General features: G+C 62.0%; 6 protein-coding genes. All 6 read right to left on the reverse strand.

Annotation, left to right across the window (positions count from 1 at the left end; all coding sequences use genetic code 11):
* A partial coding sequence (locus Q8N40_RS19060) for an FAD-dependent oxidoreductase (RefSeq protein WP_305712909.1) occupies nt 1-1,705 on the reverse strand: 1,705 nt, incomplete at its 3' end.
* Between the two features lie 190 nt (nt 1,706-1,895).
* Nucleotides 1,896-6,104 (reverse strand): DNA-directed RNA polymerase subunit beta', encoded by a 4,209-nt coding sequence (gene rpoC, locus Q8N40_RS19065; protein ID WP_305712910.1) that lies wholly within the window; start codon nt 6,102-6,104, stop codon nt 1,896-1,898.
* A gap of 129 nt (nt 6,105-6,233) precedes the next feature.
* Entirely contained in the window at nt 6,234-10,355 is a 4,122-nt protein-coding gene (gene rpoB, locus Q8N40_RS19070; protein ID WP_305712911.1) for a DNA-directed RNA polymerase subunit beta, read from the reverse strand.
* Between the two features lie 446 nt (nt 10,356-10,801).
* Nucleotides 10,802-11,173: a 50S ribosomal protein L7/L12 gene (gene rplL / locus Q8N40_RS19075; RefSeq protein ID WP_291860694.1), complete on the reverse strand. Its 372-nt coding sequence runs from the start codon at nt 11,171-11,173 to the stop codon at nt 10,802-10,804.
* Nucleotides 11,174-11,230: 57 nt separating this feature from the next.
* Nucleotides 11,231-11,749: a 50S ribosomal protein L10 gene (rplJ, locus tag Q8N40_RS19080; RefSeq protein ID WP_305320539.1), complete on the reverse strand. Its 519-nt coding sequence runs from the start codon at nt 11,747-11,749 to the stop codon at nt 11,231-11,233.
* 252 nt (nt 11,750-12,001) lie between these two features.
* On the reverse strand, nt 12,002-12,263 hold a 262-nt coding region (locus Q8N40_RS19085), incomplete at its 5' end, for a hypothetical protein (RefSeq protein ID WP_305712912.1).

The following is a 12,263-nucleotide window of genomic DNA, read 5'->3' on the forward strand; positions in this document are numbered from 1 at the left end:
CGAAGTCGAATTCCCCGCTCTTGAACGGCATATCGACGATCGATCCGAACTTGCAATATTTCTTCAGTTCCTTCGGCGTCCGGGCGTGGATCGTACGGTTGTTCTCGATGCCCCACGCATCGATCCCGCGGGCGCGCAGCGCTCCCACCAGTTCGCCACTGGCGGAGCCGGCCACCAGCAGCCGGTAGCCCCTGGCCCTGTTCCAGACGATCCTGATGAGGTCGGTCAGGTAGGCGGGATCGGTGAACTGGTCCCAGACCTCGTGATAGGGCCCGAGCCCGCGATAATTCTCGAAATACTGGCGGTCGATCTTGTCGGACGCAGGTGAACTGCCGTCGCCGCGCGCGCGGCGTAGCCGCATCATCTCGGTGACGATGATGTCGGTGGCGGCGTCGGAGGAATCCAGCAATCCGTTCAGCGTCGAGTCGAACAGATAGTCGCCGACCACGACCAGGCCGGGATGCTGTTTCGGTTCGGGACGGTGATTGGTCATGACGTCGCGCGCCGGCATGCCGCCCGGCAGCGCATTCACCGACGACAGCCAGCGATGGATCTTGCCTTCCATCAGATGCGCGCCGGCGTCCCCAAGCGCCGATGGCAGCGACTTCAGTGCGGCGTCGATCAGTTCCTGGTCGCTGAGATTGGCGAACGCCAGCGCATCGGAACCGGCGATCAGCCAGTTCAGCACGCCGTGCTTGCCGACATCGTGACGCGCACCTTCGTTGTAGACGCAGCAGCCGCCGAACGCTTCCGACATGAACCATGCGCCCGGGATCTTCCCGCCCCAGAACGGCTGGTCGAACAGCAGCGAGACCCGCAGATAATGCGCCGGACGATCGAAATAGGCGACGTGCTTGACCATCGACTTGCGCAGCTGCTCGCCGTCCCATCGCATGGTGCCCAGCCAGGAATGCGGCAGGCACATCACCACCAGGTCGAAATCCCTGGTCTCCGGTCCCTTGCCGTTCATCATATCGAGCTGGTAGCGCCCGGACTCGGTCTTGCCGACCTTGAGCACGCGGTGGTTGAGCTGGATGTCCGCGTTGACCTCAGAGCGCAGGCAGTCGATCAGCTGCTCATTGCCGTTCTGGATCGAATACAGGCCGATATAGCCATCGACATCCATCACGAAGTTCTTCAGCGCATTGAGCCCATTGGTGTTGTGGCTCTCGGTGGCGAGGTCGGAGCGCGCCATCACCTTCAGGAAACGTTTCGCGACGGGATCGCTGATTTCCTTGTCGAGTAACTCTTCGCAGTTGAGGTAGGCCCAGGGGTGCTCGTTGTCGTGCGCACCGACGCCTTCGTAATATTCCAGCGGCGACATCAGATTGGAGCAGCGCTTGCGGAACGCCTCGATCGCGTCGGCGGTTTTGGCGCCGTATTTGCGGCGCATCCCGGCCACGTCGTTCAACAGTTCGCCGTCGAGCTGGACCTGCTCGGCATCCATCGGAATGGTCTGCAGGCCGAAATGCTGGATCAGCTCGCGCAGCGGATCGGGACCGGTCATCGAGTAATCGTAGATCTCGGCGACGCCGGCTTCGTACATCGCAGGCGCTGAATCGAACTTGCGCGTCAGTATCTTGCCGCCGACCCGGTCGGAGGCCTCATAGATGGTGATGCGGCAAAGCTCACCGAGCTTCTTTTTGAGGTACCAGGCGCTCATCAGGCCACCGGGCCCGCCGCCGACGATTGCAAGATCCAGCATATGGTTTTCCGTCGCCCCAGCCGGGCCGCCTGCTGTTCGCGAGGCACCCGGTCTAACTCACCCTAGCAAAAGCGCTTTTGACACTGAAGGGAAGATGAACAAAGCCGTGTGCAGTGCGAGAAAGGCAAAAAAACAGCAAAAAGGCCGGCTTTCGCCGGCCTTTTTCGTAACATCGTGAATCCGCAGCGCCTTATTCCGCCGGTTCGGCCGGCGGCAGCGCCAGCGGTTCGACTTCGGGAGCGGCGGGCACGATGGTGGCCTGCCTCTCGCGTTCGTCGAGGATCAGCTTGTCGCGCTTGACCGCGACTTCGCGGATCTTGGCCATCGAGGCGCCGGTGCCCGCCGGGATCAGCCGGCCGACAATGACGTTCTCCTTGAGGCCTTCCAGCGGGTCGACCTTGCCGTTGACGGCGGCTTCGGTGAGCACGCGGGTGGTCTCCTGGAACGAGGCCGCCGAGAAGAACGAGCGGGTCTGCAGGCTCGCCTTGGTGATGCCGAGCAGAACCGGCGTTCCCGTGGCGATCTTCTTGCCCTCTTCCTTGGCCTTGGCGTTGATCACGTCGAACTCGATCTTGTCGATCTGTTCGCCCGAAATCATGTCGGTCTCGCCCTGGTCGGTGATCTCCACCTTCTGCAGCATCTGACGGACAATCACCTCGATGTGCTTGTCGTTGATCAGCACGCCCTGCAGCCGGTAGACCTCCTGGATTTCGTTGACCAGATAGGCAGCGAGTTCCTCGATGCCCTTGATCGCCAGAATGTCGTGCGGCGCCGGATTGCCCTCGACGATGAAATCGCCCTTTTCGACGATGTCGCCGTCCTGAAGATGGATGTGCTTGCCCTTCGGAATGAGGTACTCGCGAGTCTCCTCGTTCTTGTCCATCGGCTCGATCGAGATGCGGCGCTTGTTCTTGTAGTCGCGGCCGAACCGGATGGTGCCGGCGATTTCCGCGATGATGGCGGCGTCCTTCGGCTTGCGGGCCTCGAACAGTTCCGCCACCCGCGGCAGACCGCCGGTGATGTCGCGGGTCTTGGCGCTTTCGGTGGAAATGCGCGCCAGGATGTCGCCGGTCTTGACCTTGGCCCCGACGTCGACCGACAGAATGGCGTCGACCGACAGCATGTAACGGGCCTCACCGCCACGCGCGAGCTTGAGGATCTTGCCATCCTTGCCCTTGACGACGATGGCCGGACGCAGATCGGCGCCGCCGCGCGACGCACGCCAGTCGATCACGACGCGCTTGGCGATACCGGTGGATTCGTCCAGCGTTTCCGAGATCGACTGGCTCTCGACCAGATCCTCGAAGCCGATGGTGCCTTCCACTTCGGTCAGAACCGGACGGGTGTAGGGATCCCATTCGGCGATGCGCTGGCCACGCTTGACCATGTCGCCTTCGTCGACGCGCATCCGCGCGCCGTACTGGATGCGATGGGTCGCCCGCTCGGTGCCGTCGGCATCGGTCACCGCCACCACCATGTTGCGGACCATCGCGACGAGATGGCCTTCGCCATTCTTCGCGATCGCCTTGTTCTTGATCGTCACCTTGCCGTCGAAATTCGACTCGATGAACGACTGCTCGTTGATTTGCGCCGCGCCGCCGATGTGGAACGTGCGCATCGTCAGCTGGGTGCCGGGTTCGCCGATCGACTGCGCCGCGATGACGCCGACCGCTTCGCCGTGATTGACCGGCGTGCCGCGGGCGAGATCCCGGCCGTAGCACTTGCCGCAGATGCCGTTGACCAGTTCGCAGGTCAGGGCCGAGCGGATCTTCACTTCCTGGATGCCGGCCTGCTGGATGGCGTCGACGTGAATCTCCTCCATCAGCGTGCCGCGCTTGACCACGACCTTGTTGGTGACGGGGTCGCGCAGATCCTCGCCGTTGGTACGGCCGAGAATGCGTGACGCCAGCGAGGCGACTACCGTGCCGGAATCGATGATGGCGCGCATCTTGATGCCGAGCTTGGTGCCGCAATCATCCGCGGTGATGATGCAGTCCTGCGCCACATCGACCAGACGCCGCGTCAGGTAACCGGAGTTCGCCGTCTTCAACGCGGTGTCCGCGAGGCCCTTGCGGGCGCCGTGGGTCGAGTTGAAGTATTCGAGCACCGACAGACCTTCCTTGAAGTTCGAAATGATCGGCGTCTCGATGATCTCGCCCGACGGTTTGGCCATCAGGCCGCGCATGCCGGCGAGCTGACGCATCTGGTCCTGCGAACCACGGGCGCCGGAATTCGCCATCATGAAGATCGAGTTGATCTGGGCTTCGCCGCCCTTCGGATTCTTCTTAACGGCGGAGATTTCCGCCATCATGTCTTCCGAGATCTTCTTGGTGCACTTCGACCAGGCGTCCACGACCTTGTTGTACTTCTCGCCGTGGGTGATCAGGCCGTCATTGTACTGCTGCTCGAATTCCTTGGCGAGCGCGCGCGTCTCGTCGACCGTCTTCCACTTCGAAGCCGGCACCACCATGTCGTCCTTGCCGAACGAAATGCCGGCCTTGAACGCGTTGTAGAAGCCGAGCGCCATGATGCGGTCGCAGAAGATAACCGTCTCCTTCTGACCGCAGTGACGATAGACCTGGTCGATGACGCCCGAGATTTCCTTCTTGGTCATCAGCTTGTTGACGACCTCGAACGGCATCTTCGGCGACTTCGGCAGCACCTGGCCTAGCATGGCGCGGCCAGCCGTGGTGTCGTACCAGCGGGTGACCGGCTTGCCGGCCTCGTCCATACCCTGCCAGCGATACTTGATCTTGGTGTGGAGGTGGATGACCTTGGCGTGCAGGGCATGCTCGATCTCGGCCATTTCGCCGTAGAGCTTGCCTTCGCCGGGGAGGCCTTCGCGCAACACCGACAGATAATACAGACCGAGCACGATATCCTGTGACGGCACGATGATCGGCTGACCGTTGGCCGGATGCAGGATGTTGTTGGTCGACATCATCAGCACGCGCGCTTCGAGCTGCGCTTCCAGCGACAGCGGAACGTGCACGGCCATCTGGTCGCCGTCGAAGTCGGCGTTGAAGGCGGCGCAGACCAAGGGATGCAGCTGGATCGCCTTGCCCTCGATCAGCACCGGCTCGAACGCCTGGATGCCCAGGCGATGCAGCGTCGGCGCGCGGTTCAGGAGCACCGGATGCTCGCGGATCACCTCGTCGAGGATGTCCCAGACCTCCGGACGCTCCTTCTCTACCAGCTTCTTGGCCTGCTTCACCGTGGTGGAAAGACCCTTGGCGTCGAGCCGCGAATAGATGAACGGCTTGAACAGTTCGAGCGCCATCTTCTTCGGCAGGCCGCACTGGTGCAGCCGCAGTTCGGGACCGACCACGATCACCGAACGGCCGGAATAGTCGACGCGCTTGCCGAGCAGGTTCTGCCGGAAGCGGCCCTGCTTGCCCTTCAGCATGTCGGCCAGCGACTTCAGCGGGCGCTTGTTGGCGCCGGTGATGACGCGGCCGCGGCGGCCGTTGTCGAACAATGCGTCGACCGCCTCCTGCAGCATGCGCTTTTCGTTGCGGATGATGATGTCGGGGGCGCGCAGCTCCATCAGCCGCTTCAGGCGGTTGTTGCGGTTGATGACGCGGCGGTAGAGGTCGTTGAGATCCGAGGTCGCAAAGCGGCCGCCATCGAGCGGCACCAGCGGACGCAGGTCCGGCGGAATCACCGGCACCACGGTCAGGATCATCCATTCCGGCTTGTTGCCGGAATAGCGGAAGGCCTCGACGATCTTCAGGCGCTTGGCGAGCTTCTTGTGCTTGATGTCGGATTCAGTTTCCTGCATCTCGACGCGCAGGCTGGCCTCGAGCTTTTCGAGCTCCAGACCCTTCAGCAATTCGCGGATCGCCTCGGCGCCGATCATGGCGGTGAAGCTGTCCTGGCCGTATTCGTCCTGCGCCTTCAGGTACTCGTCTTCCGACAGCAACTGACGGTCCTTGAGCGCGGTCAGGCCGGGCTCCAGAACGACGTAATATTCGAAATACAGGATCCGCTCGAGATCCTTCAGGGTCATGTCGAGCAGCAGGCCGATGCGCGAGGGCAGCGACTTCAGGAACCAGATATGCGCGACCGGGGCGGCCAGTTCGATATGGCCCATGCGTTCGCGCCGGACCCGGCTCAGCGTCACTTCGACCGAGCACTTCTCGCAGATGATGCCCTTGTACTTCATGCGCTTGTACTTGCCGCACAGACACTCGTAGTCCTTGATCGGCCCGAAGATGCGGGCACAGAACAGGCCGTCGCGCTCCGGCTTGAAGGTGCGGTAGTTGATGGTCTCCGGCTTCTTGATCTCGCCGTAGGACCACGACAGAATCTTCTCCGGAGACGCGATTGAAATCCGGATCTGGTCGAAGACCTGAGCCGGCGTCGTCGGGTTGAAGAGATTCATAATTTCTTGGTTCATGGTCTTCTCCTCGCGTGCCGATCGTCACCGGCAGCAAATTCGAAATTCTTTTTGACGCCACGCGTTTCGCCCAACGTCCGAGCGAAGCGCGGTGCCCGGCGCAAAGCGCCGGGCAAGTCGCTTCCTGGGTTACTCGGCCGCCTCGGATGTCGCGCCGCCCGCCTTGGAATTGTGCAGGTCGACGTTGAGGCCCAGCGAACGCATTTCCTTGACCAGCACGTTGAACGATTCCGGAATACCAGCTTCGAACGTGTCGTCGCCACGCACGATCGCCTCGTACACCTTGGTACGGCCGGCGACGTCGTCCGACTTCACGGTCAGCATTTCCTGGAGCGTGTACGCCGCGCCGTAAGCCTCGAGCGCCCACACTTCCATTTCGCCGAAACGCTGTCCGCCGAACTGCGCCTTGCCACCCAGCGGCTGCTGGGTAACGAGCGAGTACGGCCCGATCGAACGCGCATGGATCTTGTCGTCGACCAGATGGTGCAGCTTGAGCATGTAGATGTACCCAACCGTCACCTTGCGGTCGAACGTGTCGCCGGTGCGGCCGTCGAAGACGGTCGACTGGCCTGACGCATCGAGACCGGCAAGCTTCAGCATCTCCTCGATGTCGGCTTCCTTGGCCCCGTCGAACACCGGCGTCGCGATCGGCACGCCGTGGCTGAGATTGCGCCCGAGCTCCATCAACTCGCTGTCGTTGAGCGATTTGATGGTTTCGTCGTCGCCGTAGATCTTCTTGAGGGTCTCCTTCAGCGGCTTCAGGTCCTGCTTGGCGCTGGCAAGGTAGGCATCGATGGTCTGACCGATGCGCTTGCCGAGGCCGGCACAGGCCCAGCCGAGATGGGTTTCCAGGATCTGACCGACGTTCATGCGCGACGGCACGCCCAGCGGATTGAGCACGATGTCGGCATGCGTCCCGTCTTCGAGGAACGGCATGTCCTCGATCGGAACGATCTTGGACACCACGCCCTTGTTGCCGTGACGGCCGGCCATCTTGTCGCCGGGCTGAATCTTGCGCTTCACCGCGACGAAGACCTTGACCATCTTCATCACGCCGGGCGGCAATTCGTCGCCACGCTGCAGCTTTTCGACCTTGTCGAGGAAGCGCTGTTCAAGGCCCTTCTTCGATTCGTCGTACTGCTTCCGCATCGCTTCGATTTCGGCCATCAGCTTGTCGTTGGGGGACGCGAACATCCACCACTGCGAACGCGGATGCTCGTCGAGCACCGCGCGGGTGATCTTGGTGTCCTTCTTGAAGCCCTTCGGACCGGCAATGCCCTGGCGATTTTCCAGAAGCTCCGCCAGGCGGCCGTAGACGTTACGGTCGAGAATCGCCTGTTCGTCGTCGCGGTCCTTGGCCAGACGCTCGATCTCTTCCCGTTCGATCGCCAAGGCGCGCTCGTCCTTGTCGACGCCGTGCCGGTTGAATACGCGGACTTCGACGATGGTGCCCTGCACGCCCGGAGGCACGCGGAGCGAGGTATCGCGGACGTCGGACGCCTTCTCGCCGAAGATGGCGCGCAGCAGCTTTTCTTCCGGCGTCATCGGGCTCTCGCCCTTCGGCGTGATCTTGCCGACCAGGATGTCGCCGGCGCGCACTTCGGCGCCGATGTAGACGATGCCGGCTTCGTCGAGGTTCTTCAGCGCTTCTTCCGAAACGTTCGGAATGTCGCGGGTGATTTCCTCAGGACCGAGCTTGGTGTCGCGCGCCATCACCTCGAATTCCTCGATGTGGATCGAGGTGAATACGTCGTCCTTCACGATCCGCTCCGAGAGCAGGATCGAATCTTCGAAGTTGTAGCCATTCCACGGCATGAACGCGACCAGCACGTTGCGGCCGAGCGCGAGTTCGCCGAGATCGGTCGAGGGACCGTCGGCGATGATGTCGCCCTTGGCCACCTGATCGCCGACCTTCACCAGCGGACGCTGGTTGATGCAGGTCGACTGGTTGGAGCGCTGGTACTTCATCAGCCGGTAGATATCGACGCCCGACTTGGTGGGGTCGAGGTCGTCGGTGGCGCGGATCACGATACGGGTGGCGTCGATCTGGTCGATCACGCCGGTGCGGCGTGCAGCGATCGCAGCACCCGAATCGCGGGCGACCACGCCTTCCATGCCGGTGCCGACGAACGGCGCCTCGGCGCGCACCAGCGGCACGGCCTGACGCTGCATGTTCGAGCCCATCAGCGCGCGGTTGGCGTCGTCGTTCTCGAGGAACGGGATCAGCGCCGCGGCAACCGAAACCAGCTGCTTCGGCGACACGTCCATGTAGTCGACCTTGTCCGGCGTGATCATCAGCACGTCGCCGGAATGGCGGCAGACCACGAGATCGTCGGTGAAGCGGCCCTTGGCGTCGAGCGCCACGTTCGCCTGCGCGACGTGATAGCGGCCCTCTTCCATCGCCGAGAGGTAGACCACCTCGTCGGTGACGCGGCCGTCCTTGACCTTGCGGTAGGGCGTCTCGACGAAGCCGTACTTGTTGACGCGCGCGAACGTCGCCAGCGAGTTGATCAGGCCGATGTTCGGGCCTTCCGGCGTCTCGATCGGGCAGATGCGACCGTAATGCGTCGGATGCACGTCGCGCACCTCGAAGCCGGCGCGCTCGCGGGTCAGACCACCGGGACCAAGCGCCGAGAGACGGCGCTTGTGGGTGATTTCCGACAACGGATTGGTCTGGTCCATGAACTGCGACAGCTGCGACGAGCCGAAGAATTCGCGGACGGCGGCGGCCGCCGGCTTGGCGTTGATCAGATCCTGCGGCATCACGGTGTCGATATCGACACTGGACATCCGCTCCTTGATCGCGCGCTCCATGCGCAGCAGGCCGATGCGGTACTGGTTCTCCATCAGCTCGCCGACCGAGCGCACGCGCCGGTTGCCGAGATGGTCGATGTCGTCGATCTCGCCCTTGCCGTCGCGCAGGTCGACCAGCGTCTTGATGACAGCGAGGATGTCTTCCTTGCGCAGCGTGCGATGGGTGTCGGGGGCATCGAGTTCGAGGCGCATGTTCATCTTGACGCGGCCGACCGCGGACAGGTCGTAGCGCTCGCTGTCGAAGAACAGCGACTGGAACATGGTCTGCGCGGAGTCGATGGTCGGCGGCTCGCCGGGACGCATCACGCGATAGATGTCGAACAGCGCGTCTTCACGCGTCATGTTCTTGTCGGCGTTCAGCGTGTTGCGGATGTAGGCCCCGACATTGACATGGTCGATGTCGAGCAGCGGCAATTCCTTGTAACCCTGCTCGTTGAGCGCCTTCAGCGACTTCTCGGTGATTTCCTCGCCGGCTTCGGCGTAGATTTCGCCGGTCTTCGGATTGACGAGGTCTTCGGCGAGATAGTTGCCGACCAACTCTTCATCCGACAGGCGCAGCGCCTTGAGGCCCTTTTCCTGCAACTGACGCGCGGCACGCACGGTCAGCTTCTTGCCGGCTTCGAGCACGATCTTGCCGCTGTCGGCATCGATCAGGTCGTTGATGGTCGAGTAGCCGCGGAAACGGGTGGCGTCGAACGGCACGCGCCAGCCTTCCTTGGCGCGCTTGTAGCTGATCTTCTTGTAGAAGGTGCTCAGGATGGTTTCGCCGTCGAGGCCGAGGGCGAACATCAGCGAGGTCACGGGAATCTTGCGGCGGCGGTCGATACGCGCGAACACGATGTCCTTGGCGTCGAATTCGATATCGAGCCAGGAGCCGCGATAGGGAATGACGCGCGCGGCGAACAGCAGCTTGCCGGACGAATGGGTCTTGCCCTTGTCGTGATCGAAGAACACGCCGGGCGAGCGGTGCATCTGCGAGACGATGACGCGCTCGGTGCCGTTGACGACGAAGGTGCCGTTCATGGTCATGAGCGGGATATCGCCCATGTAGACGTCCTGCTCCTTGATGTCCTTGACGGACTTGGCGCCGGTTTCCTCGTCGATATCGAACACGATCAGGCGCAGCGTCACCTTCAGCGGCGCCGCATAGGTCATGCCGCGCTGACGGCACTCGTCGACGTCGTATTTCGGCGGTTCGAACTCATAGCGGACGAACTCCAGCATCGAGGTGCCGGAGAAATCCGAGATCGGAAACACCGAGCGGAACACCGCCTGCAAGCCCTCGTCCAGCCGGCCACCGACGGGTTCATCGACCATCAGGAACTGGTCATAGGATGCCTTCTGAACCTCGATGAGGTTCGGCATCTCCGCGACTTCCTTGATGTGTCCGAAGAACTTGCGAACCCGTTTGCGACCCGTGAATGTCTGCTGCGCCATCGTGGCCTCTCATTTCGTCGCCCGTGAGGGGCGAACCTTCCGAAGCGCGACTGCCATCGCCCCCGGGTTGAATTTCCCAAACATTCCGAAAGTCTGAAGCCAAATTTCAGGATTTTAATCCCAAATCAAAGCCCTGCACCTTCAAAACGCAAAACGACGCGCGGGGCGCTTCCGCACCCGCCCGTCTCAACCTGCTTAGTTACGGACCGAAAAAGCCCGAAATTGCCTGTCTCCCAACGGTCTGCGCAGAAGCGTCACCGTTCCCGCCGCCAACCGTGCTTTCGTGCTGCCGTCCCGATATGGGATGACAATCGTGGAGATTCGAGGGTTAAACCTCCGAATCCCCACACATTCTTGTGTACAACGTGGAACGGATTGTTCCGACCCACGTTCGCGATCCCCTGGTCTGCCCATGCTCGCCCGGGGATTGCGCTCGCGTAACCGGGTTACTTGAGCTCGACCTTGGCGCCGGCCTTTTCGAGCTGGGCCTTGATCTTGTCGGCTTCGTCCTTGTTGACGCCTTCCTTGACAGCCTTGGGCGCGCCTTCGACGAGGTCCTTGGCTTCCTTGAGGCCGAGGCCGGTGATGGCACGGACTTCCTTGATGACTTCGATCTTCTTCTCGCCGGCGGCGGTGAGCATGACCGTGAACTCGGTCTTTTCTTCCGCGGGAGCAGCGGCGGCAGCGGCCGGACCGGCCACCGCAACGGCGGCAGCGGCGGACACGCCCCACTTTTCTTCAAGGAGCTTCGCGAGCTCGGCAGCTTCGAGCACGGTGAGGCTGGAGAGGTCGTCAACAATCTTCTGTAGGTCGGCCATTGATCTGTTTCCTTAAGCGAATTCGGTTCGAACCAGGTTTGATGTTTGCGAAGGGCGTCAGGCCGCTTCGCTCTTTGAGGCATAGGCCTGAATGACGCGCGCGAGCTTGGCCGCGGGCGCAGTCGAGAGCTGAGCGATCTTGGTCGCCGGCGCCACAAGGAGGCCGAGGATCTTCGCGCGCAGTTCATCGAGCGACGGCAGGGCGGCAAGCGCCTTGACGCCGTTCACATCCAGGACGGTTTTACCCATCGATCCGCCGAGAATGACGAACTGCTCGTTCGCCTTGGCAAATTCGATGGCAACCTTTGGCGCCGCTACCGGATCGTTGGAAGTCGCGATCACGGTCGGCCCCTTCAGCAGGGAACCGATGGCAACGACGTCTGTGCCTTCAAGAGCAATTTTGGCGAGACGGTTCTTCGAGACCTTCACCGACGCACCCGCCAGCTTCATCTGCGTACGCAGCTTCTGCATCTGGGCCACGGTGAGGCCGGAATAGTGGGCGACGACTGCAACACTGGTAGTCTTGAACAGACCGTTCAGCGCCTCAACCGCGTCCTTTTTTGCCGCTCTTTCCACAGCAAGCTCTCTCCGGTTGGCGGTCTGCGCCTAGAGGCAGGACCGCCGGGTTGCACCCATCGTCCCGCCCAAAACCTGACCTCGAGACCACTTCAGGCCTCAGGACACGCCGGGCACGACGACATTTGAAAAGCCTGCCCTCCCGCGCCTGATGGCACGGGGTGTCGAGGTTCGAACCATACCCGCCGACCGTCGCGCGAAACGCGACGTGAAGCGAAATCCGGTCTTCACCCGTCTATGCAGGCCGATGGATTAAGCCGTTGAAGAAACTTGCGTCTCATCGCGGGCGCCTGCAGTCTTGGACAGGATCGAGATCTTCAGGCGAACCGAAAGACCCCTGCCCTCATTCCTCCTAAAACGACGGGTTTTCCTTCCTTTCGAGCAATCCATGCGGATGTCCTGAAAGGAATGATCTCCTAGCGTATCGGGTTTTCGGAATGCGAGCACGGACGTGCCAGCAACAGCCAGCACGCCCGGAAACGATTGTTTAACGAGTCTTTCCCGGCTTGCCAAG

Origin of the sequence: Bradyrhizobium sp. (genome assembly GCF_030693485.1) — a bacterium.
Taxonomy (GTDB): domain Bacteria; phylum Pseudomonadota; class Alphaproteobacteria; order Rhizobiales; family Xanthobacteraceae; genus Bradyrhizobium.